This is a genomic window from Paenibacillus sp. Y916 (genome assembly GCF_056786435.1).
The window spans coordinates 240107-265850 of sequence record NZ_JBXCJA010000001.1 but is presented as its reverse complement, the minus strand read 5'-3'; the positions used below and the strand labels follow the sequence as shown (position 1 = coordinate 265850).

Below are 25744 nucleotides of genomic sequence, written 5' to 3'. Positions count from 1 at the left end.
TCCAATAAATCATTTTATTCCAAAAAGTCCTTCAGTCTCTTGCTTCGGCTTGGATGGCGTAATTTACGAAGCGCCTTAGCTTCGATCTGGCGAATCCGTTCACGGGTTACACCGAACACTTTACCAACCTCTTCGAGAGTTCTCGTACGTCCATCGTCTAGACCGAAACGCAAACGTAATACATTCTCTTCCCGCTCAGTAAGCGTGTCGAGTACATCTTCTAATTGCTCCTTGAGAAGCTCATAAGCAGCTGCATCGGCAGGTGCCAATGCCTCCTGATCTTCTATGAAATCTCCAAGATGTGAGTCATCTTCTTCCCCGATCGGCGTTTCGAGTGAAACCGGTTCTTGAGCTATCTTCATAATCTCTCGTACCTTTTCAACACTTAACTCCATCTCAATCGCAATTTCCTCCGGTGCTGGCTCACGTCCTAGCTCTTGAAGTAGTTGACGAGATACGCGGATCAGTTTGTTAATGGTTTCCACCATATGAACTGGAATTCGGATTGTCCGTGCTTGGTCAGCAATAGCGCGAGTGATAGCTTGACGTATCCACCATGTAGCATATGTGCTAAATTTAAATCCTTTTCCATGATCGAACTTCTCTACAGCCTTGATAAGACCCATGTTACCTTCTTGAATAAGATCAAGGAACAACATGCCACGTCCAACATACCGCTTTGCAATGCTGACTACAAGCCGTAGGTTAGCTTCTGCAAGACGTCTTTTAGCCTCTTCATCACCTTTTTCAATCCGTTTAGCTAGTTGAACTTCATCATCTGCTGATAGTAACTGAACACGTCCAATTTCCTTCAGATACATACGGACAGGATCATTGATCTTTATCCCTGGAGGTAATGATAGATCGTCAACAAAGACAGTCTCACCCTCCTGTTGTTCTTCAGAGTCATCATTAGGTCGGAGTGTGTTAGAATCTTCTTCGTCATTTTCATTGACTACTTCAATCTCCAAATCGCTCAAATGCTCGTAAAACTCTTCCATTTGCTCAGGATCTTGGTCAAATGGTGACAATTTCTCCATAATATCCTTCATGTTCAATGTCGATTTCTTCTTACCTTGCTCAACCAGTTGATCTTTAACTTGATCCAAAGTCAATTCTGTCTCTATTTCAGTACGTTGATCATTCGCCATAATTCGACTCCCTCCTCCCTAGAAACAATCCAACCATAACGATCATTCACTGTCTCTCTAGGGCAATAATTTCAATTACTATTTGTGCCGCACGTAAAGAATCACCTGAACGCTCCGCGCTCATCATCTCTTCTTTTTTAAGCTCTATTACTCGTTGCTGTGGAACTTTATGAATTTCCCGAATGTAATCGTCCAACAACTCAACACTCCACTCACGGGGTATATCCATCATTGAGATAGAACTAAGTGTCTTCTCCAGTCGGTCGTCATGAAGGGATGAAATAAATCGGCTTATATCCGGGTGTTTACCCTGTGCATAATAGGCATATAGATAAGCAGCAATAGCTGCATGATCTTCAATATTAAAAGCTTCTCCGAGACGCTCACTCACATACTGTGCAACTTCAACATCTTGAAGCATTAAACCTAATATTCTACGCTCTGCTGTGTGATAAGCTGGGAGTAAAGTTGGCATAGCAACCTTCTCTTTTTTATGCCTACCATTATTCCACCCATCGTCAAAATTATCCCCATCTGGCATGTTTTTTTGCATTGTCTGACGAATCAGATTGCTATCCTGCTTAAGACTCTCGTATGAAAGCTGATGTTCTGAAGATAATTCCCGCAGATACACTTCTCTCTCTGTCGAGGATGGTAGTGCTGCAATGATCGGGAGAACTTCCTTCATATAAGCAATCTTCCCATCTTCTTCTAGCAGTATATGGTTTTTTCTCAGATATATAAGTTTAAATTTTGTAGTTGAAACAGCACCCTCAATAATTTGAGTCATAAACCGTTCTGGTCCGTATTTACGTACAAAGTCATCAGGATCGAGCCCATCGCTTAATACAGCAATTTTAATTCTCATTCCTGCACTCTCAACCATCGGAATATTCTTCATAGCTGATGACTGGCCAGCACGATCTCCATCGAAGCAAATCAATAATTCATCAGCCATCGTCTTCATCATTGAGATATGGCCTTCGGTTAAAGAAGTTCCCATCGTCGCAACACCATTCTGTACGCCTGCCTCCCATGCCGCAATAACATCACCGTACCCTTCAAAGAGAACGATTTGCCGCAGCTTGCGGATCGAGCTTTTCGCTTGATGCAGGTTATACAAAATTCGACTTTTGTTAAACAACTTACTTTCAGGTGAATTCAAATATTTAGGTTGGGCATCACCAAGTACTCGTCCAGCAAAAGCAATCACTCTGCCATTTCTATCGTTAATGGGAAATATGACCCTATCCCGGAAACGATCAATATAGCCCGTACCATCACTTCGAACAGACAAAAGTCCTCCCTTGTCCATTTCTTCAAGATCGAAAGAACGTTTAGTCAAAAACTGTACCAACGTATTCCACGAATCTGGTGCATAGCCAATCTGGAACTGATCAATCATCTTATCTGTAAATCCACGTGAACGTAAATAATCCATTGCTGGTTTCCCGTGTTCCGTATTCTTTAGCAAGTAATGAAAGAATTTGGATGACCATTCGTAAGCCTGCAGTAGCCTTTCTCTCTCCGGGTTAGCCGGAATAACTGCATAGCCTTGTACTTCAGGCATCTCAATATGACTTTCCTCTGCCATCATTTTAACCGCTTCAGGGAATGATAATCCTTCCATTTCCATCGTGAATTTGATAGCATTTCCACCCTTGCCACAACCATAACAGTAGAAAATTTGCTTTTCCGGTGTCACGGTAAATGATGGAGTCTTCTCCGAGTGAAACGGACAAAGGCCTTTCATATACTTTCCTTGCTTTGTCAGATGAACGTACTTACCTACCGTATCGACAATATCATTGTGCTCCAAAACAGAGTCGATTACTTTTTCCGGAATATTACCTTGCCCGGCACTCATCTTTACCACCTTCATCTCTTTAGCACGTAAATATTATTCGCTACGACTGACCGTTCTCCTGCAAACTCTCTAAAATTTTTGTCAAATTGTGTTGGAAAAATGTTTTGTCATCTGTTGTAATCGGTCTAGGTCCTTTAGAATGCTTGCCCATTCTCCTTGCCTTCGCTTGGTGATGCCTTCGATCCAACATTAATTCAATATTATCATCTCCATATTGCAATCCTCGGTTTGAGATAACGTAGCAACCTTTAGCTAATGCTAATGCAGCTAATCCATAATCCTGTGTCACTACGATATCACCACGTGTAATATGGTTAGCAATGTAGAGATCTGCACTTTGATCACTCCGATCAACCTGCACAGCAGTAACGCCTTCTTCTTCTCGAATTAGATGATCATAAGATGAGACCATAATAACTGGAATAGAAAACCGGCGTGCAGTAACTGCTATTTCATGTTTAACCGGACAGGCATCTCCATCGACGACAATATGACAATTTATCTGTGTAGTCAGAATATCACCTATTCTACCCTAAATTTAATTCTTACATGGAGAATGTTCAAAAAGTCATTTGTAATGAGAATCTGACTTTTTGAACTCGCACTTATTAGTATATATACGCTCTGTACTAGGTAAACTCCTTCTTCCCATCAACTAGTAAATATTTGAAAGTCAATGAAAGACCTATACCTGCTTACTATTTGTACTGAAGCCTTATTGTATATATACTCACTTCCCTTGTAGTTACAACACAAGTTTTGAGAAATCCGCAAATTTCTTGAGATCTTGATCGATAGCGGCAAGAAGTGCCAATCGATTATTTCTGATCTTCTCATCCTCTGCCATAACCATAACAGAATCGAAAAACTTAGTAATGGCGCTACGAATTTCCCCTAACGTCTGCAAAGCCTTAAATCCATCACGTCGTTGCAGCGCTACATGATAATCTTCAAGGATAGAATTCCAACCTTTATAAAGCTCCTTCTCCCCTTTTTCTTGAAAAAGAGATTCGCTTATCGTATGGTGTTCAGCTTTCCCGCTCAGATTACTAACACGGTTAAAAGATTCCACTGTCGTCTTGAAGTCTTCTTGATTATTCACAGCGTCCATTAACGCTTCGCCACGTGAGACTACAGAAGCGATATCATCGAAATCCGCTGAAATTACCGCATCTACGACATCGTAACGCAAATTTTCAGAAAGAATCTTTTTCACGCGAAGTCCGAAGAAATCAGTTACAGCTTTACGTATTTCATCGGTGGAAAGCTTCATTTTACGAAGACTTCCATGGATTTCTATACTTATGTTGATCAACTCTGATAAGGAAATCGGAAACTTTTGTGCAAGCATGATTTGTACAATTCCTTGTGCTTGACGTCTAAGAGCATATGGATCTTGTGATCCGGTTGGGATAATACCTACCGAGAAACACCCAATGATCGTATCCATTTTATCAGCAATACTAACGAGCGAACCTACGAGTGAATCAGGTGTATTATCTCCAGCAAAACGTGGTTGATAATGTTGGAATACAGCCTTAGCCACATCTTCCTTCTCGCCAGCTTTACGGGCATAGTCTTCACCCATCACACCTTGCAATTCAGGAAACTCATAAACCATTTGAGTGACAAGATCGAACTTACAGATCTCAGCAGCACGACTTACTGCTTCTGCATCTTCTTGAGAAACCTGTAGTGCAGATGACAGACTGTCCGCAATACGACGGATTCTGCCTACTTTATCAGCAATAGTACCTAACTCTTCATGGAATACAATATTCTCAAGTTTCAACAAGGCGTCCTTAATATGAAGCTTTTGATCCTCCAGGTAAAAGAACTTCGCATCCGACAAACGAGCGCGCAATACTTTCTCATTCCCCTTAGCAATAACATCCAATGAGGTGTTATTCCCATTACGTACAGTCACGAAGAACGGTAGCAATTGATCTTGCTCATTCAATACTGGAAAATAACGTTGATGCTCCCTCATAGAAGTAATTAGAACATCTTGAGGAATTTCTAGAAATGAAGGATCAAACGTTCCGAATAATACCGTCGGTGTTTCAACAAGGAACAAAACCTCTTCAAGCAGATCCTCTTTAACAGCAATCTTCCATTGTTTCTCTTCTGAAAGAGCATCGATTTGATTCACAATCATTTCTTTACGTTCATCGATATTGGCAATGACAGACTGGCTACGAAGAACATCCAAGTAAACAGATGGATTCGTAACAACTACTTCACCACCTAAGAAACGATGTCCTCGTGTTATATTCCCCGATTTCACTCCAGTTATCTCTAAATCAATTACATCATTTCCAAACAAGGCAATAAGCCAACGGATAGGTCTGACGAATTTAAAGTCATAGGCACTCCAACGCATATTTTTAGGGAAAGTCATGGATGACAGAATACTCAACAAAGCTTCTGCTAAAACACTGGATGTCTCTACACCTAAATTGCTCTTCGTCACGTAAATATATTCAACCCCATTTAACTCTTGGAACCTAAACTCTGCAGGATCCACCCCTTGACTACGAGCAAAACCTAATGCAGCTTTACTCCATTCGCCACTAGCATCCTGTGCTATTTTGCGGGATGGCCCTTTTACTTCTTCCTCTATATCTTCTTGTTTCTCAGCCACAGCTTCAACCAGAACAGCTAAACGACGAGGTGTCGCATAGGCATGTACCGCCCCATGGACGATTCTTGATTGATCCAGCCAGTTAACCAACCGTTCCTTCAACTGATCTACAGCTGCACGTATGAAACGAGCAGGTACTTCTTCCAATCCTATTTCAAACAATAGATCTTTAGCCACGTTGAACCTCTCCTTTCTTGCAGAGTGGGAAGCCTAGTCTCTCACGTTCTTCTAAATGAGTTGCAGCAATCTGACGCGCCAAGTTTCTTACACGCATAATATAACCGGTTCGTTCGGTGACACTTATCGCTCCACGAGCATCAAGCAGATTAAACGTATGAGAACATTTCAATACATAATCATAAGCAGGGAACACTAAATGTTGCTCCATCGCTTTATTAGCTTCTTCCTCATACATATTGAATAATGTGAACAACATTTGGACATCAGATACTTCAAAAGTATACTTGGAATGTTCAACTTCTGCTTGATGAAACACATCTCCATACGTAATACCATTTACCCATTCAAGATCGAATACATTCTCTTTATCCTGAATATATGACGCAAGACGCTCCATCCCATATGTAATCTCTACAGCGACAGGATTCGCATCAATTCCACCAACTTGTTGGAAATACGTAAATTGTGTCACTTCCATACCATCAAGCCATACTTCCCATCCAAGACCCCATGCACCTAAAGTTGGCGCTTCCCAGTTGTCTTCCACAAATCTTATATCATGCTTCAACGGGTCGATGCCAAGACGTTTCAAACTATCCAAATAAATTTCTTGAATATTATCAGGTGAAGGTTTAAGAATGACTTGGAATTGGTGATGCTGATAAAGCCGATTCGGATTCTCTCCATAACGTCCATCCGATGGGCGACGAGAAGGCTCCACATAAGCCACATTCCATGGCTCAGGACCAATCGAATGCAAGTAAGTCATCGGATTCATCGTCCCCGCACCTTTTTCAGTATCATACGGTTGGACAATAATACAGTTTTGCTCTGCCCAGAACTGCTGCAGTGTAAGAATCATCTGTTGAAAATTCATTTAGCATCGCTCCTTTACTTATTCTCATTTCTTTTACATTCTTTCGTCAGCACAACAAAAAAAGCCCTCGTCCCTACGTCTGCTGTACAGACATAGGGACGAGAACTTATATTCCCGCGGTTCCACCCTATTTGATTGTCCCGTAAGCTAAAACTTACAACACAATCCACTTTTATTATTCTTTTCATGCTCCCGAGTTGCCATTTCACGATTCTCCCTCACTAGGCTCACACCATCCCCAGCTCGCTAAACGTACAGGATCAACAATCGTAAATATCCCGATCAATGCATGTTAAAATTCACTTAATCTTATAATATACTAATGGATATTGCCCCATTCGTCAAATTTCATATTTATCCATTTGATCAAGAAAATTTCTGGATTTAAGTTTCACTCCTAATTGTAGATCTATAAAAGCTCTCATAATCAGTTTCAATTCGGCCTTAGTCTCTTCTCTAACAGCAATATTTCCAAGTTGCCTTAAATCAAGTTGTGCAAATACACGCAACATCTTCAGACCTCTTGGAGAAACTTTCATTGCTTGCCGATCGAGATGTCGACATTGTCTACATAACACACCACCAAGTTGAGGACTTATCAATAGTTCCTCATCACTTCGCGAAAGTCCACAAGAAATACATGTATACAGTTCTGGAGCATAGCCCGCCGTTTGTAGTATTTTCATTTCATATACATTGATTATAATTCCAGCGTCCTTCCCTTCCTCCAAAGCGACAAGACAAGCCTTCAACTGCTGAAACCAAAAACTGCCTGTCTCCTCATCATGGAGAATACGATCAAGAAGTTCACAAGCATATGATGCATATGCTGCCATATAGAGATCTCCACGAAGACGATGGTGAGATTCAGTGATTTCACCTGCATTTAGTGTGCCTAATCCCTTACCGCTTCTAAAAAAAACATATTCTCCTAACGTAAACAGCTGCGTCAAGGCAGCATGTCGGCTTTTCACTTTCTTTGCGCCTCGGACAAGAACTCCTATTTTTCCCGTGTTCTCGGTGCAAAGCGTAATGATTTTGTTGCCCTCACCGTAGTCCATGCTGCGGATGACAATCCCTTCCACCCTGTATAGCATGCCTCTTCCCCCAACCATTCACGGAGCAATCTCTCATTCGTTCTCTTCATAATCAACCTTCTCTTCCACCATGACATCGGAAGCGAACAACACTGATTCTGGTGTATGACCTGCTTCTTTAAATAGCAAATAAGCATCCACATCTCCAGTCATCGCAAAATACTTCCACGAAAAATCTCGCATACGTATTCATCCTTTCCTTGAGAATGCATCTGCATCTTCAAATTTAGGATGTGCGATGTTCGTTGTAATATGTGTTGCAAATCCTACCAACCTACTTAGAGGAAGTTCAAAAAATCACCTTTTGATTACGAAATATACCACTATAAATCAAAGTGTTAGCTTCCGCGATGAAATCCGAGGTCTCGAAGAACACGATCCTGATTGCGCCAATCTTTTTTAACCTTAACCCATAATTCAAGGAATATTTTGGATCCCAATAAATTCTGAATATCATGTCTTGCCAGTTGTCCAATCTCTTTCAACATCGCACCTTGTTTACCAATAATAATGCCTTTTTGTGAACTTCTCTCAACAAAAATGACCGCAGATATATGCACCACACCATTGTCTCTGACCTGCATATCTTCGATCGCAACAGCGATAGAATGCGGGACTTCTTCCCTTGTCAGATGGAGAATTTTCTCACGAATAAGCTCGGAACAGACGAATTGTTCTGGGTGATCTGTAATCTGGTCTGCTGGATAATATTGAGGCCCTTCCGGTAGGTATTTCTCCAACTGTTCTAGTAACGTGTTGACATTATTTCCGTTTTTGGCGGATACCGGAATAATCTCAGCGAAATCATACAGCTTACGATACCCTTCAATGAGTGGAAGTAATGCTTCTGGCTCGATGCGATCAATTTTATTTAACACTAGAATGACTGGAGTCTGAACATTTTTAAGTTGCTCAACAATGTAACGATCACCGCCTCCCATTCCTTCAGAAGCATCTACAAGAAAGCATACTGCCTCAACTTCACCTAAAGTGTTAAGAGCTGTCTGATTCATGAAATCACCCAATTTGGACTGTCTTTTATGAATACCTGGTGTATCAAGAAATACAATTTGCATTTTCTCTGTTGTGAATACACCATGGATTTTATTACGAGTCGTTTGCGGCTTATCTGACATAATCGCGATTTTTTGCCCAATAACTTGATTCATTAATGTTGATTTACCTACATTGGGTCTTCCGATGATTCCTATGAAACCTGATTTAAACTTTGCCATTTAATTATTGTCCTCCTAAGGATGGTCCCTCTATAACTACATATTCAATTCCATTGATGTTCTAACTTCTAACGTTCTCTAGATCTGATGGACCAAAATAACCCGGCAGTAATTCGCCAACTGTCGTTTCACGAACATCACCCTTCAGATTTCCTAGAATGACTAACATATTAGGATCACATAATTCTACCATCACTTGCCGGCATACACCACATGGTGCAATGGGTTCTTCTGTATCTCCTACGACGGCTAACGCTTTAAAACTACCCGCTTGATGTCCATCTGCAATCGCCCGGAACATAGCTGTCCGTTCAGCGCAGTTGGTAGGTCCATAAGCGGCGTTCTCAATGTTACATCCGTGATGTACTTGTCCTTCACTATCCAGTAGAGCCGCTCCTACGCCAAAGTGCGAGTAAGGGATATACGCCTTTTCCCGTGCTTTCATAGCTTCTTCTAACAACATAACCGCATCCATCATTTAACCCCCAAACAACTCTACAATCGGTCTGTAGAAGATGATCATTCCTACAATCACTGCAAAAGCCGCAGTAATGAACACAGCTCCTGCAGCAGTATCTTTGGCTGCTTTAGCCAAAGGATGAATATCAAGTGATACCATATCCACAACAGCCTCTATAGCTGTGTTAAACATCTCAGCTATCCACACTAATGTAATAGCCAAAAGTAGGAACAACCATTGTATCGGGCCTACCCCTAGAACGGCAGCAGCTATTATAACGAGCAGGGCAGTAACGCCATGCACCTTCATGTTTCTTTGAGTTGTCATGACATACCTAATTCCTTCCACCGCAAAGCCAAAGGATGAAAGGAAGGGTTTCCTAGCCATTATCGATTCAACCCTACTTGAACTAGAACAGCTTCCTGCTTGCCCATCATTTCGTCCTCGGTCACTTTATCTTGATGATCATAACCAAGTAAGTGCAAAAAACCATGAACAAACAAAAATCCGATTTCGCGTTCTAAAGAGTGACCATATTCTTCGCTTTGTAACTTCGCACGGGTAACGGAAATGATAATATCACCAAGCACTTCCGGAATTCCCTCCATCGTCTCTCCTTCTTCTAATTCATAGACAATTTCAAGTTCATCATCTAGCGAATCATTCATAGCAAAAGAAAGGACATCTGTAGGTCTATCAATACCACGATAATCCCGGTTCAATTCATGGATCTGCTCATCATCCACAAAGGTTAACGCAACCTCCCCGTCGATCACACCCTCGACTTCCCCAGCCTTTTGAAGCGCTAATTCAAGCAAAGTTATTAATGATTCATTAATCTCATACTCCGTCTGCTCGTTATTCCAAGCCAGTTGTAGACTCATATATTAGACACCCTTTCCCTCTTTCTCGTCGATCATCTTCGATGTCTTCTTTATTTCTTCTGGATATTCAATTCTGGAGTGGAATATCCCCATAACGCTTTCCTTCAAACTCTTACCAATAATACCCAATTCCTTCAATGTAAGATCGCACTCATTGAATTGATGATCATCCATACGACTTTTGATTATTTTCTCAATCATCGTCTCAACTTGTTCCACGGTAGGGTTGCGTAATGAGCGTACTGCTGCCTCTACACTATCGGCAATCCCCACAATTGCCGATTCCTTAGACTGTGCCTTGGGTCCAGGGTATCTGAAGTCAATATCTGTGAAATCCGGTTCCACACCCTGCTCTTCTGCCTTCTTCAATGCCTTGTGATAGAAGAAATGTAGAAATGTCGTTCCATGATGTTGTTCAGCAATATCTCTAATAAGCTTAGGTAGCTTATAATCCTTCAGCATTGCTACTCCATCTCGCGCGTGAGCAATAATAATCGATTTACTAAGCTTAGGATCTATCGTATCATGTGGATTCTCCATATGGTTCTGATTCTCAATGAAATAGCTTGGACGTTTCGTCTTACCAATATCATGATAGTATGAACCAACTCTACACAATAATCCATTCGCTCCAATCGCTTCCGCAGCAGCCTCTGAAAGATTTCCTACCATGACACTATGATGATACGTTCCCGGCGTCTCTGTAAGCAATTTACGGAGTAAGGGATGAGTAGGACTAGAAAGTTCCACCAACTTCAATGCAGATAATATTCCAAACGTGACTTCGAAGAAAGGCATTAGCCCTATAACAAGCACAGATGTTAATATCCCGCCCGCAAATGCAAAAGCGATGGTGTACAGTGTCTGCACCTGACTCCATTCCGCACCATCAATTAGGATCATAACAAGTACAGCGATTGATCCGAACAGACTCACCATGATCCCTCCCTTAAGTAGGGTAGATCGCTGGCTTGCCTTATGAATGACAGAAATAGCGACATATGAAACGGTCATTGTAAAGAAACCAAAGTGAAAATCAAAAATATGACCCGTATTAACATTTAATATAATGCTCGACAATATACTAAATATCATAGCGCAAAAGAAAGCCAGTGACATGTCCATCAGCAAGGTTACTAATATTGCCCCCAAAGCCACAGGTGCAAGATATCCTATATAAGGATGAATACTGTTCTGTACAACGCTCACAAGATTCATGGGCACAACCGTAATCATAAATATGAGAATAAGCATCAGTAACTGCGAATTATTATATTTATATTTCTTCGCACTTGACTGACGAATAAACATATGTAATCCGAAAGTCAATAAACAAGAAAACATCAGTAGCCCCAACTGTGGCCAATAATTCACCTCATTCTTAAGCAGCTTATTATCATTCAGAAGAGCATATAATTCTTCCGTAATAAGTTGCCCTTTGCTTACGAGAACGTCACCTTGCTTGATATAGACCGTATCCGTATTCTCACGCGCCGTTACCTGCGCTTCTTTGGTTACTTCTTCATCATAAAATTTATTCGATGTAAGTGTCATACGTGCAAGTTCTTGCACTATTTCACGAGGTATTTTGTTACTCAGCGAGCTTGTACTCACCAGTTCTGCTACTTTAGCTCTAGCGCTCTGTGCGTCCATGATTTGGTCCGTACTTAACCGAGATACAATCTCTCGAGCTACAGGTTTCATCTCTTGGATGTCAGCACTCGTAAGCCTTGGTATTTTTATAAAAGTTTCCTCTGGAATACGATATACCTGTTGATTAATTACTTTTGATATTTCATCCAATATTTTATCCGAATAGGTTCCCGCGTTTCGACTACTCTTTAGAAAATTCTCTACAAAGTCCTCAGCACGTTGCGGAATTTCCTGACGATAAATAGCGACCTTATCTTGATTAGACACCTGATCATCTTGATTAAGTTTATCAATCCGATCAAGAATCTGAACAATTAACGTCTCATTGCGCATAGAAATAATACTGTAAATGGGTTGTACTTGTTCAGCTGCCTTCTCTTGTGCTTTTAATGTCGCCTTACTGTTCGGAATTTGTACCGGTGCGGCAATCTCTTTCTCACTGTATGAACCCAAGCGAATATCATAACGTTCAGGCAGTATTTTAGGTGCAAGAGCTACGTAAAATAACACAATTAATAACAGGAACAAAGTATAGCGTGTTAATACGCTATACTTATAACTAATATCCTTGAAAGAGTATAAGAATGATTTGCCTTGTGAAGGTTCCTTCGAATCCATAGAGTCTATCCCCTCTAACCTTGGTTTTCTGCAGCTCGCTCGTAGGCAACTATAATTTTTTGTACCAGTGAATGGCGGACAACATCTTGCTCTGAGAAATAAATAAATCCAATATCCTCAATTGAACTTAATATGGCATTGGCTTCAACTAATCCAGAGTTCTTGCCTCTAGGAAGATCTATTTGCGTTACATCTCCTGTTATAACCATCTTGGAGCCGAATCCCAGTCGAGTCAAGAACATTTTCATTTGTGCAGCTGTTGCATTCTGTGCTTCATCTAGAATAATAAAGGCATCCTCGAGTGTCCGTCCACGCATATAGGCAAGCGGAGCAATCTCGATAACACCTCGTTCCAGCGCTTTCTCAGTCTGATCTGGGCCCATAACATCATAGAGCGCATCATAAAGTGGACGTAAATAGGGATCTACCTTTTCTTGCAAATCACCAGGCAGAAACCCAAGACTCTCCCCCGCTTCTACAGCTGGACGAGTAAGAATAATACGTTTGACAGAACCTTCTTTAAGTGCAGCAACTGCCAGCACTACAGCCAAGTAAGTTTTACCTGTACCCGCAGGGCCTATTGCAAATACAATATCACGCTTCTTAATCGTCGTGACGTACTTTTTTTGTCCGATCGTCTTGACACGAATAGGTTTACCTCGATAGGTAGTTGTTATTTCGCCCTTGAACAAATCCAGTAGCTGATCTGCCCTGAAATCCTTTGCTAAATCTATCGCGTACATCATATCTCGTTGTGTTAAGACATAACCATTTCGAACTAATTCAAGTAATACATCAAATAACTGTTGAAGCATCTGAACCTCTCGGTCCCCACCACTTATCGTAATTTCGGATTCACGCGAATCAATCTTTGCAGGAATTTCAGCCTCAATCATTTCTAGAAAAATGTCCTGCGGACCAAATATAGCTAATCCTTCAGCTCCATTTTGAAATGATATTTTTGTACTATGTTTTTTCTCCGACAAATATCCTCATTCTCCTTGGTTATATACTATGGGTAGTTCTTCAGCAATTAACTCTTCAACTTCAAAGAGTACTTTCATATAAACTTTACCATTCTCTTGCTTCTCATGCAAAACTTTTCGGCTTATAATCTGCGATCCGCTTCCGTACTTCGCCTTAATATCGCGAATTGCACCTTCTATCCCTTGCTTTTTAGCTTCTTCTATCGTGATCATTTCGCTTCTTTCTTCCATTTCCATCACATGCTCTGTCATCCATCCGATAGGTAATTTAGTTGATCTCCAGGTGAGAGGATCCTGCTCAATCACAACCTCATACTTCTCATATGTCACTTCACCATAACCCCATAATTGAATCCCGCGATTACCTAGAATAAGATAACTTCTATCCTTCATTTCCCCCGTATATACTTTGTGTTTCTGGACCGTAGGCACCTCAATCTTATACTCATGCCATACCAGCCCCTTTACCTCACCCTTGGCAACGACAGCCTCTGAATTCTCTGTATCTCCTAACAAACCAGAGATCAAGATTTGTCCCTTCTTCACTCGACTGTTCTTTGCAACTGTTGGCCGACCCTGCTCAGCATATATACTCGTAATAACAGCATCCGTTCTACTCACTAAATGTCTTGGGCTAAGAAGTGGTCTGGCCTCGGGTATAGAAGATTCCACAACTTGAATCGTAATACTTGTCCCTTGTCGATCAACTCCAACCCATGCAGTCCCAGGTAACTGTCTATTTAATTGTTGTGAAAGCTTGTCCAGATGATTCATCCGATAAACCCATTGCAGAGGGTATATCCCCTCTTGCTTAGCGATCATAAGTATATCTTCCTTGGGTATTTTAACATTGCCTACCACCTTCACTTCCCAAACAAGAGATGATAATAGAAATAAGATAGCGAAAAAGGATACCAGACCAACAGCAAAAAAACGACGTTTCTTCAATCGAATCATTTGAAAGGGTAACCCTATTCTCTTATTCACATGTATACGGCAGCCTGTCCGTTGTAAATGCGGTCTGAGATCATGAAAGTCTTCCACTAACACCTTCATCTCAGCAGTCTGAAATGAAGATGGTTTAACATCCCACACCGGAATCCCAACTTGCGTTAAATCATTTACAAATGATTCTATTTGACCCTTCCTCACTGTTATTTCTACATACCCACGCCAATAAAGTAATGTTGGGACTTTCAATGACTCTCCTCCGCTCCTATGTACTTGATATTCATAACAACTCCTTCGATTAATACTTCCATTGGTAAAATAGATCGAATAATAAGTTCTGACCCCTCTATTTCAAGACTTCCTTCACCTAGTGAAAGAATCAGTTTATTCGGTGAGAAATGAATCACACCCTGGTGATTCTCGATGAAGAGTTCTTTATTACCAACCATCGTTAAACGCGGCAGATTAAAAACAATATCTTTTGGTAAATCCAATTTCTCATATGTCCAATTCCGAAGTTTGCGACTAATCCTGGTCATACGAAGGTCTTCCCCCTTCCTATTACTTTTAACGATATGCGGGGTTGACTTATTTTATGAGTGCAAATACTTGGGACGTGTAAACATAAACAATAATTGGTATTGGGTTGTAATCCGATGGCGCCGACCCTATGACAGACCCATATAAGAGCCAGGAGGCTCACTCTCGGCTTTCAATAGCATTCCTCCGACATTTACACTCAAACGATCCAAAGTGACTAGAAGACACCATATAAAGGCTTGGATTAAGATGATTGCTATTGGAGTACATCTAAATTACTGGAAACTCCACTTTTCAGCGTTATTCCCATTTTTAACTGTAGTTTGTATAACTAATTCTCTCCGCAGCTACTCTAGTCTCACCTTCATGCCCGAAGCATTATTCGTCACTCCAACAACGCCACTCTATGCCTATTCCACTGAATTACATCCGGAATTGAAGATCTTACATGGATTATGGATGGGATTTGGTTCAAGGGTAGAGCGGCAAGCACTCCAAAAATTTTATACTTCCTAAGTGTATGTCAAGGAAAAGGGGTGTCCTTAGCCATTACATTGGCTAAGGACACCCCTTTTTTTATTATCAGATATCTAGTTAATCTAGAGTTTCCGTCTACTGAACGCATGTTTTGCACGTGGTGGTCCTAATATTTCCGACCAAATCAACCCATTCACCGCTGGATTGGAAATTTCAGACAGATAAATCTCCTTACCTTCCTCATCAGAAGTTGCATAAGCATCCCTCTGATCCGAATCTGTTGCAGTGATTTTATCTTGCCTAGCAATCAGTTGTTTTATATCTTGCTGCCTGTTCTCCATCGTATCCTCCCACATTTGAGAGACTCCTTCACCCGTATCATGATCAAGATATGGAGAATACTCACCTTTGTACGCAGATGGTTCCATCAATTTGCGATCGTCTGATTCAGGCATCGAAGGAGACTGTTGCATGTTTTTCTGAGTGTACACTTCCTGTTGTTCGCGATTACCCGGCGAAGTTCTTTCGGTAGAGTCATCACTTTCTACAGTAGGACTAGGACGCAATGATCGTTCCCCACCCCCACCAAACGTTGGCATACTGCTTGGGTCATCCTTCGATTTCGTCTTCCCTTTATTCATTATCGAAGAAATGATACCGAATGCGACGAAGACCAAGATCCCAATATACTCCATGGAATACATCATTCCCTACTTATTATTTTTTGGGATTACCAGAAATATCTCCGCCGTCTCCCATTTTACCAATAGAACCTCTCATTTGAGTATCGGCCTCTATATTTTTAAAGTTCATATAATCCATAACGCCAAGTTGTCCAGATCGTAACGCTTCTGCCATCGCAAGAGGTACGTCCGATTCAGCTTCGACAACTTTCGCTCTCATCTCGATTACACGAGCCTTCATCTCTTGCTCTTGTGCTACAGCCATCGCGCGACGTTCTTCCGCCTTCGCTTGTGCAATTCGCTTGTCAGCCTCCGCTTGTTCCGTTTGTAGAAAAGCACCAATATTTTTACCAACATCAATATCTGCGATATCAATTGATAAAATTTCAAATGCAGTCCCCGCATCCAATCCTTTTGAAAGGACGGTCCGAGAAATCATATCTGGATTCTCTAATACATCTTTATGAGAGTCGCTTGATCCAACGGTAGTTACAATCCCCTCGCCTACACGAGCGATGATAGTTTCTTCACCCGCACCACCAACTAGACGGTCAATATTCGCACGTACGGTAACACGAGCTTTAACTTTCACTTCAATCCCATTTCTTGCTACCGCTGCTACTATCGGTGTTTCAATGACACGTGGATTAACACTCATTTGAACCGCTTGGAGCACATCACGACCAGCTAGGTCAATGGCAGCTGCGCGTTCAAATTCCAAAGGAATATTCGCACGTTGTGCGGCAATCAATGCGTTGACAACGCGGTCAACGTTACCACCTGCGAGATAGTGACTTTCGAGTTGATTAATATCAAGTCCTAGTCCGGCTTTAGTAGCCTTGATCATAGGGTTCACAATTCGACTAGGTGTGACACGACGAAGTCTCATGGCAACAAGTGTAATAATTCTTACGCGAACACCTGAGGATAGTGCTGCAACCCATAGCATAATTGGGAAGAAACTGAAAAATACACTTAGCAAGATAATGACAACTACAGCAATCAATAAAATCGGAATCAATGTTGGGTCCATAAATTTATTAGCCTCCATTTATTTCATATTTACTTACTCTACAATAGATTCGACAACAATACGAGATCCTTCTACCTTTACAACATGAATATCGGTATTAACAGCAATAAACTGACCATCTGTAACGACATCCACTCGTTCACCTTCAATGAGTATCGTTCCACTTGGACGAAGAGGGGTGACACTTAACCCTTTTTTTCCAATTAAACTCTCTCTACTTGCAGCTGGTATAAACCCTTTCTCTTTTGACAAAGTGTCACTGAGTATGAATCGATTCCATATGCCACGTTTCTTGAAGATACCGGCCACCGCAATGATAACGATGATAGCGCAGATTACTGCAATTGCTAGCGACCAAGCAACATGAGATGTACTATACGCCGCTCGAACTACACCAACAATAAGACTTACTGAGCCTAATAAACCTAGTATACCAAAGCTTGGAATGAACAATTCAAGAACTAGCAACACAATCCCAATGATAAAGAGAATCCATGTTTCTGATCCCGCAAATCCAGCTACGGAATTACCAAAGAAATAAAGTGTGAATCCAGCAATACCGAGAATACCAGGAACTCCGAATCCAGGAACGATCAATTCGATAATGACACCTGCAATCCCCATAAAGAGAAGCAATGTCATCACAACACGACTCGTCAGAAATTCTGCTATTCTCTCAGAAACAGTATGTTCAACACGGAACACGTCATCCGTAGAGAAACCCACAAAAGTGATCGCTTCTTCTACAGTCTTCGCTGTGTTTTCTGAATACCCTACTTTGAGTGCCTGATCACTCGTAAGCGAAATAATTTCCCCTGGAGTCTTGGTGTAGTCGATTCCCGACATTTCAACAGTCATGTTCAGATCTGCCATACCTTCAGCAATTTTTCGATCACGCCCGTTAATTTCCGCGGCACTACCCATTTTCGATTTCCAATAGGATATCAATTTCGGATCATCAACATATTTCCCCGTCGTTCCATCAACTAGCGCAGCCGCACCAATCATACCTCCCGGCGCCATAACAATAGTATCCGCATTTAAAGCAATATAGCTTCCAGCTGAAGCAGCATTACCACGTATATATGCCAGTGTCTCGATATCGCTTTCGCGAATCAAGGTGCCTATATCTTCAGCTGTATCAATCCGTCCACCAGGTGTATTGATTTCTAGAACAATGAGTGACGCATTCATGCTCTTCGCTTCCTTGAACCCACGTTCCATAAACTTCTGTAATCCTCTTTCGATGTTTTGATCAACGGGAATTATGTATACACTTCCATGCTTATCGGTCTCTACTGGAGATACCATTGTTGCATGAACCGCTTCACCTAATACTGGAATCAGTTGTCCCGCTAATAACAAGATTAAGACTAAGGCAAACCCCATCTTCTTAAGAATTTTCATAACCTAATCCTCCCTCCTCAATTCATCATTACCACTTTAACTAATAATCTAACCAGCTATGGGTGTTAATACGTACTTCATCGTATGAGGTTTCAACAAACAAAAAAACACCCCTTAGAATCAAGGGATGTTCCTGTATGTTTATTGCAGAAATTGTTGAACCAATTGATTCACAAGTTTGCCGTCAGCGAGTCCCTTAACCTTAGGCATCAGGGCACTCATCAATTTCCCCATCTCGGCTTTCGAAGAAGCACCGGTTTCCTGGATGGTCTGCTGTACAATAACTTTAATTTCTTCTTCAGATAGCTGTATGGGTAGATACTGGCCGACTATCTCGATTTCTGCCTTAGCATTTGCGACTAGATCGTCGCGGCCTGCCTTTTCAAATTCTTGGAGGGCATCTTTGCGCTGTTTGATTTCACGACCTAGGATATCAAGCACTTCGGAATCATCCAAAGTTCTTTTTAAATCTATTTCAAGATTCATGATTGTCGAACGAATCATTCTAATAGTGGAGAGTTTGAATTTATCGCGACTCTTCATTGCTTGCTTCATGTCTTCGTTTAATCGTTCGCTAAGATTCATATATGTTAAATCCTTCCTAGAACTTTCTCTTACGAGCAGCCTCAGACTTTAGCTTGCGCTTAACGCTTGGCTTTTCAAAATGTTTACGTTTTTTCACCTCAGCCAATACGCCATCTTTAGCGATGGAACGTTTAAAGCGACGAAGTGCAGCATCGATTGTTTCATTTTTACGAACTTTCGTTTCAGACACCAGTTTTCCCTCCCTCCGACCAGACCGTCCAAGAGTAATAACACGGTTCATCAACTTTTATTATAGGTGAAAGTGAAATAAGGTGTCAACCTTACAACTTTTTTTCATGAAAAATTTCCATCGACTATATTCAATGACATTACTGATGAGAACTAGAAATGCCAGTCAGAGCACCTAATCTCGCACCTCCGAGGAGGTGGTAATGTAGATGGTGTACCGTTTGTTCACCGTCAGGTCCGCAGTTATTAATAAGCCTATAACCTGATTCAGAGACGCCTAATTTGCTCGCAACTTGCTGCGCAACCTGATGGATCTCAGCAATTAGTGGCATATCTTCCAGACTAACCTCGTTCATCGAAGGAATATGCTTCTTCGGTATAATGAGCACATGTATCGGCGCGGCAGGTGTAATATCGTGAAACACTAATATATTCTCATTCTCGAACACCTTTTTTGAAGGAATGCTACCTTCGACTATTTTGCAAAATAAACAATCCACTGAATTCACCCCTTGATCTAATTGGAACACCAAATCAAATTAATATTTATAGCTAAATCTTATTAAATATACCATGTGATAACTTTCCTTACCAATAACTCGAGGGCAGGAATAGAGTATCAAGTAGAAACCGCTATACCGTCTTTTTTTCAAAGACAGTGTCCTGTTTAGCGAAAATATAAGAAAATCACCTACAGTAGACAACTTTAGTTGCAAAAAGGTTCACTATTTCCTCAGGAATGCTTGCTATTATACTAAAAATAAGCAAACAACAGACCAGGATTCTTCCAGGTCTGTTGTTTGCTACATTCGAAATGATATTATTAAAAAAAAGGAAGCAAAGTAAGTGTTGTTAGCAACGCCAATGGTAAGACGGCTCGATTAAACCGCCGTCTTCCATATGGATTGTAACCAAATCCAGGCCCCGGATAGTAGCCAGGGATAAATCCGCGTCCATCCAAACCTGGATATCCATCAGAACCCCAAGAGTGACTACCACACCCACAGCTTTGCTGACTTCCATAACCTTGATTTGGTCCGTGACTTGTTGGTTGGAGTTGAGGCTGGTGCCCATAACTTCCAACGGGTGCAGCATTGTTCTCATGGTAACTAGCGTTCTCCATGTGTTCGTGGTGCATTTGTTCATGATGCATTTCATGACCAACCGGTACAGCTAAGTAGAGATGCTCATCGTCCATATTTTCTATAAACCCATCGAAAGTTCTTCCATCCAGTATGACGACTCTCACATAACGATGCATGTGGTGATGACATATTTGCTTAGCTTCAACTTTTTCCATCCGCTCTATTCCTCCTAAATGTTCCATGATCTACTGTCATCATATTCAGGTCTAGGCGAATGGATACTAATAATATTAATTGAAGCTTATACTTGTACTTGCTTATATTTAAAAAAAGACAAAAAAAGAAGAAGTACCTAGTCAGCTAGCATAAGCTGCTTAACGTACGGACCTATGTTAAGGAATAGTAACATTCCATTCCATAAGTCCGCCGAGGTACTTCTTAAGAGATGTCGGTTATTAACTGTATTATAACAACACCTTGTTGCTGTTACTGTGATGAGTATCACATAAGTTGATGTTTTACATATTTTCCATCACAAGTCGTGATCCCCCTCCAGCATTCTCAGCTGGTAGTACGACTAATTTACGAGGCAATCGTGCTCTAAGTTCGGGAACGTGGCTTATAATACCTACGGATAGATGATCGCTGTGAAGGCGTTCTAGTGAAGTGATCACCATCTCGAGCAGATCTGGATCTAACGTACCGAAACCTTCATCCAAGAAGAAGAATTGCAACGGGTATTGACCACGTAATTGAATTTGAGCGGATAGTGCGAGCGCTAAAGACAACGATGTTAGGAATGTCTCACCACCAGATAACGTGGATACCGGTCGGCGGGTCCCTCCGTTAGCATCATCACGAATAACGAAACCGCCTCCTGAATCTACTTCCAGAGCGTAGCGTTGTCTAGTGAGAAAAAGAAGACGTTGCGAAGCAGCCTGACTGACCTGCATCAACTGTTCCTCCGCGATATATTCCACAAAGGCATTCCCCCGTAAACAAGATTGTAGCTTGGATAGTTGCTCTCCCTGAGTCTGACGCTCTACACGTATATTCTCTAATTGCATCCATCTAGAGTGTCGATCTATAACATCTTCCAAATCACGTTCTGCTCTAGCCTTGTGTTGGATCGCTGCTTCATCTGTATTTCGGCATTCATCCAATGTAGCTTTGCAGATATCCCATTCCTCTTCGGTTAATACAATCCCCGAGAGCTTGTCCTCAACATATGCAAGCTGCAACGTCACTTCTCGCTCATTCTCACGGTGTGCTGTAACAACATCCGCATATTTCATCTCTTCTTCTCGCTGTAAACAACATGCCACAACTTCTTCTGCACTAGATAATATGGAAGATGCTAGCATTTGCTCCCATCGACTTAATGCAGCCTTATAATGTTCCACAGCGGAATCAACAGCCTGCTGTGCTATAACAGCAACTTTGATCGCTTCATGCTTCGCATCCTCAGCGGTACGTCGTTCTTTCTGAGATTGTTCCGCTGTTGCCCTTAAGTTCTTGAGTTGCTGAATACATTCCCCAAGTAAGCTTTCGGCTGAATTATCACCAACGTAGGCAAGAAGACGTTCCTCTTTCTCAATCAGCAATTCACGCTTACCCTGCCACTGTGTATTCCATTGAATATGAGCTTTGTCTAGCTCTCCTAGTTGTTGTTCTATCGACTGAACCGCTAGCAACTTGCCTTCCAGAAAAGGAATACTGATCTCAATCCGTTCCTTGAGGGTCTCAGCTTCAGCGTCTTTCTTTTGCATAAGTTCAAATTTCTGTTCAATCTCCATCAGAGGAACTTCAGGAAATTGTTCCACCCACGCTTGATGTAACTTGGTTAATTCAGTTGTTACACGGTCAAGTTTAAATTTCGTTTCAGTATGAATATTTCTTAGAGCATCTACCTCTGCTATATATCTCATATGTTGCTGTTGAAGCATGCCATCACTCTGCTTCATTTCAACGTTCTCCTGCCTTAGGGCTAAAGTCTGTCTTATCAACTCTTGAGATGTCTCTTCCATCTGTTTAATTCTATCTCTCCAGTATGCCAGTGAGAAAAATGCAACTTCACTATCACTCACTTCAGATACTTCCATTCCTGTCACTGTTTGCGGCTCATCCTGTTCAGGTAATACAGCACCAGCTTGCTCCATTAATGTTCGACCCTCCATCATAAGCTGATGAAGCTTTAACCGAAGCTCTTGAAGCTGTAAGTGTACCTTTCGAAGACACGCCATTTGCTCTGTCTGAATGGTCAGTTTCTCTGAACCATCTGTTATTTCTACTGGATGCGGATGATGTTCTGATCCACACACAGGGCAAGGCTGTCCTGTTTGCAACTGTGTAGCCAAGCTCAATGATAGAGCATGCGTCTCAAGGCTCTTTATCTCCTCATGTAACTCCGCCTCTTCTGCCGAGAGCCTTCGGATATCCTGATTAACCGCTTTTTCCTGTCCAATGATGACAGATACATGGGAAGTCAGCCTCTCTATGAAAAGAGCATTATTCGACGCATTGTTCAACAACTCCCGCTCAAAGCTACTTAACTTGGAGCTCATTTCAGCGAGTTTTTTCCCTTGTTGGTCGTATTCATTCGATACGATTTGTTGTTGCTCGTCACTCGATTGAATAATATGCCTACGTTGTATCGCTTTGTGAATTAACTCCCGCTCCTGTGACCTTGTCTCCAGGGGCTTCAAGCTTTCCTGCAATTCAGCCTGCCTTTTCTGCCCTTTATTAAGAAGTTCCTTCTCTTTCAGAAGTTGTTCATGGAGCTCAGACTGCGTTCTCACAACATTCGCTTTCTTCGCATCAAGATCTTGACACTCACTACGAAGAGTATCTCGCTCCTGCTGAAGTTTCACAGCTTGAACCAGCTGATCCTGTCTAATGAGCAACTTGGGTTCTTCTGAAGATAATATAAGCTTAGCTACATCATCCGCTTCCATTGCGCGAAGTAATACTCGTTCTGCTTCTTGTGCTTTACCATGTAATGATGCAGCCTGCGTCTCACGGTTCAGATATTCCTGTTTGCTCTCCTGCATCTGAGTAAGTAAAGGCATTAAATGCTGGGCAGCACTTGCTTTGGATAGCTTATCTTCCAAATCCTTTACTTCTTTCTCCAATGATGAAAGCTGTAACAACTGTTCTTGTCTACGACTACGCTCCAGTTGCCATTCCCATACTTTTGACAATTGCTCTGCTTGGATTGTAATTTCATGAAGTTTGCGTCGAGAAGCTTCCGCATGAAGCACTGCTTCTGATAGTTGCTTCTTAGCTTCTTCAAGGACCTCCTTGCCAGCGTTCCCCAACCCTTGCTGTTCTGCCTCGATATTTCTCAGAGTCGCTTCATTCTCCTTCACACGACGGCTAAGCTTCTGGCCCAATTGATCACCATACTGTTCCAAGTGAAATAATCGTTGCAACATTTGCCTTCTTTCAGTCCCTTTTAAAGACAAGAACTCAGCAAATTTCCCTTGCGGAAGAACAACTGCACGTGTGAAATCATCCATCTTAAGTCCAATCTTGTCTTCAACACAGCGAGTAACGTCTGCCAACTTATCCGCAAGCACCACATCCCCATCTGGAGTAACCTCAATAAATCGGCTAATAGTGTTGCTGATCGATAATTCATTAGATCTCTTAAAGCGCCGTTCAACTCGATATCGCTGTGCCCCTTCGGAGGAATTCAATTCAAAAGTAAAGGAGACAAACAACGAATCTTCCGAGTGATTCATAATTCCCTGTGTTCCGTTGACTGCCCTCTCCACTTTTCCATATAAAGACAGTGTTATCGCATCAAGCAGAGTTGATTTACCACTGCCTGTAGGACCAAAAATACCGAATAACCCCATCTGCGTAAGATCATCGAAATCAATCTGTTGCATTTCACGATAGCTCTGCAGTCCAGCCAGTTTCAGTGTGATCGGCTTCATGTTGCATCCCCTTCTTCCTGAACGGTAGAATTCTCATCAACAAGCTCGAGGAACAATTGTACAAGCCCATCATCAGGCTCCGCTCCCCCTGTTTGCCGCTGATAGAACTTACGGAATATTTCGTGTAATGGCAATCGCGAACGTTCTATTTCCATTTCCATAACCTCCATCTCTGGGTAGATGGGACGGATATGTACTAATCCTTCACGACTCTTACGCAGTCTCTGTATTTCACCAAGTGATAACGCATCATTAAGCGATATTTCCAAATCAATAAATGCATGAGCATCTAATCCCTCATCTAACCAGCGATGTACTTCTTCGAGCCCTCCCTTAGCTTTCCATCGAACTAAAGGTCTGCCACAAGAGAGGAACAATTCTTCAAGAATCGGCTGTCCCCCAGGTGATATATCTAGCATCGTGACCGATTTCGCTTGACCAGCCTCTGAGAAACTATAGGCAAGTGGGGAGCCGCTGTAACGAATCATTCCTTCCCCTTTCACAGCTTGAGATCTATGGAGATGACCAAGGGCCGTATATTGCGCGCCTATTGAAAGTGCCGATGGATCGACAGTATAAGCACCCCCAACCTGTATAGGACGCTCAGAGTCTGATTCTACACCGCCTAAGACGTAAATATGGCTCATCGCCAAGTTAATCGTACTCGGAGTGAATTCACGAGCTAGCATGCCCATTAATTGGCCGACACGAGCGCTATATGCTTGACGCAAATCATCTTCGTTCCCTTCCACTACTAGCAATTCATTCAGTCTGGCTTCAGAAGGATAGGGTAGCGCAGCAATTTTGGCAATTTCCCCTGTACGAGCGGCATGGACCGTCACAGCATTCACGCTGGGCATACCAACTAACGTAATGCCTTGTCGAGTCACTAACGGTGACACAGATGACACTCGCTCAGGTTGATCATGATTGCCGGCAATGACGACAAGCGGTCTTCCACCCGCACTTAACCTTGCAGCGGCCTCATAGAAAAGTTGCTCTGCCGCAGCAGGTGGATTAACAGAATCATACACATCCCCAGCCATTAAAATAAGATCCGCTTGCTGATCATCTGCCATCCGTACTAACTCATCTACGAAATCCTCTTGCTCTTTCATGCGACTGCGCCCCTCCAATGAACGTCCGAAGTGCCAATCGCCGGTATGCAATATACGCATATCATCTCTCCCCTCTGATATCC

At 41.9% G+C, this 25744-nt stretch carries 24 protein-coding genes; all 24 read right to left on the bottom strand.

Annotation, left to right across the window (positions count from 1 at the left end):
* Positions 1-14 precede the first annotated feature (14 nt).
* Positions 15-1151, bottom strand: coding sequence for an RNA polymerase sigma factor RpoD (rpoD, locus tag AC1TO9_RS01160; RefSeq protein WP_482054676.1), 1137 nt, complete (start codon positions 1149-1151; stop codon positions 15-17).
* A 46-nt stretch (positions 1152-1197) separates the two neighbouring features.
* Positions 1198-3018, bottom strand: coding sequence for a DNA primase (gene dnaG / locus AC1TO9_RS01155; protein ID WP_482055226.1), 1821 nt, complete (start codon positions 3016-3018; stop codon positions 1198-1200).
* 40 nt (positions 3019-3058) lie between these two features.
* Positions 3059-3532, bottom strand: a complete 474-nt coding sequence (locus AC1TO9_RS01150; RefSeq protein WP_482055225.1) for a YaiI/YqxD family protein — start codon at positions 3530-3532, stop codon at positions 3059-3061.
* A gap of 231 nt (positions 3533-3763) precedes the next feature.
* Positions 3764-5839 carry a glycine--tRNA ligase subunit beta gene (gene glyS / locus AC1TO9_RS01145; protein WP_482058176.1) on the bottom strand — a complete coding sequence of 692 codons (2076 nt, stop codon included), beginning with the start codon at positions 5837-5839 and terminating at the stop codon, positions 3764-3766.
* Positions 5832-6719 carry a glycine--tRNA ligase subunit alpha gene (gene glyQ / locus AC1TO9_RS01140; protein ID WP_482054674.1) on the bottom strand — a complete coding sequence of 296 codons (888 nt, stop codon included), beginning with the start codon at positions 6717-6719 and terminating at the stop codon, positions 5832-5834. The genes glyS and glyQ overlap by 8 nt, the downstream gene beginning before the upstream one ends.
* Before the next feature lie 341 nt (positions 6720-7060).
* The gene (gene recO / locus AC1TO9_RS01135; protein WP_482058175.1) at positions 7061-7816 is read right to left on the bottom strand and encodes a DNA repair protein RecO; all 756 of its coding nucleotides are present in this window, start codon (positions 7814-7816) and stop codon (positions 7061-7063) included.
* A gap of 33 nt (positions 7817-7849) precedes the next feature.
* Positions 7850-7999: a YqzL family protein gene (locus AC1TO9_RS01130; RefSeq protein ID WP_482054672.1), complete on the bottom strand. Its 150-nt coding sequence runs from the start codon at positions 7997-7999 to the stop codon at positions 7850-7852.
* A 155-nt stretch (positions 8000-8154) separates the two neighbouring features.
* The gene (gene era, locus AC1TO9_RS01125) at positions 8155-9051 is read right to left on the bottom strand and encodes a GTPase Era (RefSeq protein ID WP_482054671.1); all 897 of its coding nucleotides are present in this window, start codon (positions 9049-9051) and stop codon (positions 8155-8157) included.
* Positions 9052-9112: 61 nt separating this feature from the next.
* Positions 9113-9526 carry a cytidine deaminase gene (locus tag AC1TO9_RS01120; RefSeq protein ID WP_482055224.1) on the bottom strand — a complete coding sequence of 138 codons (414 nt, stop codon included), beginning with the start codon at positions 9524-9526 and terminating at the stop codon, positions 9113-9115.
* Positions 9527-9529: 3 nt separating this feature from the next.
* Positions 9530-9898: a diacylglycerol kinase family protein gene (locus AC1TO9_RS01115; protein WP_482054670.1), complete on the bottom strand. Its 369-nt coding sequence runs from the start codon at positions 9896-9898 to the stop codon at positions 9530-9532.
* Complete coding sequence (gene ybeY / locus AC1TO9_RS01110) at positions 9898-10395, bottom strand: rRNA maturation RNase YbeY (RefSeq protein ID WP_482054669.1); 498 nt, start codon at positions 10393-10395, stop codon at positions 9898-9900. Before ybeY ends, AC1TO9_RS01115 begins: the two co-directional genes overlap by 1 nt.
* Before the next feature lie 3 nt (positions 10396-10398).
* Entirely contained in the window at positions 10399-12666 is a 2268-nt protein-coding gene (locus AC1TO9_RS01105; RefSeq protein WP_482054668.1) for an HD family phosphohydrolase, read from the bottom strand.
* A 14-nt stretch (positions 12667-12680) separates the two neighbouring features.
* On the bottom strand, positions 12681-13652 hold the full coding sequence (locus AC1TO9_RS01100; RefSeq protein ID WP_482058174.1) for a PhoH family protein: 972 nt from the start codon (positions 13650-13652) through the stop codon (positions 12681-12683).
* Between the two features lie 6 nt (positions 13653-13658).
* Positions 13659-14852, bottom strand: coding sequence for a sporulation protein YqfD (yqfD, locus tag AC1TO9_RS01095; RefSeq protein WP_482054666.1), 1194 nt, complete (start codon positions 14850-14852; stop codon positions 13659-13661).
* A complete protein-coding gene (gene yqfC / locus AC1TO9_RS01090; RefSeq protein ID WP_482054665.1) occupies positions 14849-15142 on the bottom strand; it encodes a sporulation protein YqfC in 294 nt (97 codons plus the stop codon). The genes yqfD and yqfC overlap by 4 nt, the downstream gene beginning before the upstream one ends.
* A 600-nt stretch (positions 15143-15742) precedes the next feature.
* Positions 15743-16315, bottom strand: coding sequence for a hypothetical protein (locus AC1TO9_RS01085; RefSeq protein ID WP_482058173.1), 573 nt, complete (start codon positions 16313-16315; stop codon positions 15743-15745).
* Between the two features lie 22 nt (positions 16316-16337).
* The gene (floA, locus tag AC1TO9_RS01080) at positions 16338-17336 is read right to left on the bottom strand and encodes a flotillin-like protein FloA (RefSeq protein ID WP_482054663.1); all 999 of its coding nucleotides are present in this window, start codon (positions 17334-17336) and stop codon (positions 16338-16340) included.
* 33 nt (positions 17337-17369) lie between these two features.
* A complete protein-coding gene (locus tag AC1TO9_RS01075; protein ID WP_482054662.1) occupies positions 17370-18743 on the bottom strand; it encodes an NfeD family protein in 1374 nt (457 codons plus the stop codon).
* Positions 18744-18884: 141 nt separating this feature from the next.
* Positions 18885-19328 carry a GatB/YqeY domain-containing protein gene (locus tag AC1TO9_RS01070; RefSeq protein WP_482054661.1) on the bottom strand — a complete coding sequence of 148 codons (444 nt, stop codon included), beginning with the start codon at positions 19326-19328 and terminating at the stop codon, positions 18885-18887.
* Positions 19329-19344: 16 nt separating this feature from the next.
* Entirely contained in the window at positions 19345-19518 is a 174-nt protein-coding gene (gene rpsU, locus AC1TO9_RS01065; RefSeq protein ID WP_438346880.1) for a 30S ribosomal protein S21, read from the bottom strand.
* A gap of 139 nt (positions 19519-19657) precedes the next feature.
* Complete coding sequence (locus AC1TO9_RS01060; protein ID WP_482054660.1) at positions 19658-20017, bottom strand: histidine triad nucleotide-binding protein; 360 nt, start codon at positions 20015-20017, stop codon at positions 19658-19660.
* A gap of 323 nt (positions 20018-20340) precedes the next feature.
* Positions 20341-20817 carry a hypothetical protein gene (locus tag AC1TO9_RS01055; RefSeq protein WP_482054659.1) on the bottom strand — a complete coding sequence of 159 codons (477 nt, stop codon included), beginning with the start codon at positions 20815-20817 and terminating at the stop codon, positions 20341-20343.
* Between the two features lie 303 nt (positions 20818-21120).
* Positions 21121-24543: an AAA family ATPase gene (locus AC1TO9_RS01050; RefSeq protein WP_482054658.1), complete on the bottom strand. Its 3423-nt coding sequence runs from the start codon at positions 24541-24543 to the stop codon at positions 21121-21123.
* A complete protein-coding gene (locus tag AC1TO9_RS01045) occupies positions 24540-25721 on the bottom strand; it encodes an exonuclease SbcCD subunit D (RefSeq protein ID WP_482054657.1) in 1182 nt (393 codons plus the stop codon). Before AC1TO9_RS01045 ends, AC1TO9_RS01050 begins: the two co-directional genes overlap by 4 nt.
* Positions 25722-25744 lie beyond the last annotated feature (23 nt).

What these genes read in the sequence shown, in the direction of transcription:
- rpoD (WP_482054676.1), bottom strand. Translation starts at nt 1,151, where the DNA reads ATGGCGAATGATCAACGTACTGAAATAGAGACAGAATTGACTTTGGAT.
- dnaG (WP_482055226.1), bottom strand. Translation starts at nt 3,018, where the DNA reads ATGAGTGCCGGGCAAGGTAATATTCCGGAAAAAGTAATCGACTCTGTT.
- glyQ (WP_482054674.1), bottom strand. Translation starts at nt 6,719, where the DNA reads ATGAATTTTCAACAGATGATTCTTACACTGCAGCAGTTCTGGGCAGAG.
- recO (WP_482058175.1), bottom strand. Translation starts at nt 7,816, where the DNA reads ATGCTATACAGGGTGGAAGGGATTGTCATCCGCAGCATGGACTACGGT.
- AC1TO9_RS01130 (WP_482054672.1), bottom strand. Translation starts at nt 7,999, where the DNA reads ATGCGAGATTTTTCGTGGAAGTATTTTGCGATGACTGGAGATGTGGAT.
- era (WP_482054671.1), bottom strand. Translation starts at nt 9,051, where the DNA reads ATGGCAAAGTTTAAATCAGGTTTCATAGGAATCATCGGAAGACCCAAT.
- AC1TO9_RS01120 (WP_482055224.1), bottom strand. Translation starts at nt 9,526, where the DNA reads ATGGATGCGGTTATGTTGTTAGAAGAAGCTATGAAAGCACGGGAAAAG.
- AC1TO9_RS01115 (WP_482054670.1), bottom strand. Translation starts at nt 9,898, where the DNA reads ATGGCTAGGAAACCCTTCCTTTCATCCTTTGGCTTTGCGGTGGAAGGA.
- ybeY (WP_482054669.1), bottom strand. Translation starts at nt 10,395, where the DNA reads ATGAGTCTACAACTGGCTTGGAATAACGAGCAGACGGAGTATGAGATT.
- AC1TO9_RS01105 (WP_482054668.1), bottom strand. Translation starts at nt 12,666, where the DNA reads ATGGATTCGAAGGAACCTTCACAAGGCAAATCATTCTTATACTCTTTC.
- yqfC (WP_482054665.1), bottom strand. Translation starts at nt 15,142, where the DNA reads ATGACCAGGATTAGTCGCAAACTTCGGAATTGGACATATGAGAAATTG.
- AC1TO9_RS01085 (WP_482058173.1), bottom strand. Translation starts at nt 16,315, where the DNA reads ATGGAGTATATTGGGATCTTGGTCTTCGTCGCATTCGGTATCATTTCT.
- floA (WP_482054663.1), bottom strand. Translation starts at nt 17,336, where the DNA reads ATGGACCCAACATTGATTCCGATTTTATTGATTGCTGTAGTTGTCATT.
- AC1TO9_RS01075 (WP_482054662.1), bottom strand. Translation starts at nt 18,743, where the DNA reads ATGAAAATTCTTAAGAAGATGGGGTTTGCCTTAGTCTTAATCTTGTTA.
- AC1TO9_RS01070 (WP_482054661.1), bottom strand. Translation starts at nt 19,328, where the DNA reads ATGAATCTTAGCGAACGATTAAACGAAGACATGAAGCAAGCAATGAAG.
- AC1TO9_RS01055 (WP_482054659.1), bottom strand. Translation starts at nt 20,817, where the DNA reads ATGGAAAAAGTTGAAGCTAAGCAAATATGTCATCACCACATGCATCGT.
- AC1TO9_RS01050 (WP_482054658.1), bottom strand. Translation starts at nt 24,543, where the DNA reads ATGAAGCCGATCACACTGAAACTGGCTGGACTGCAGAGCTATCGTGAA.
- AC1TO9_RS01045 (WP_482054657.1), bottom strand. Translation starts at nt 25,721, where the DNA reads ATGCGTATATTGCATACCGGCGATTGGCACTTCGGACGTTCATTGGAG.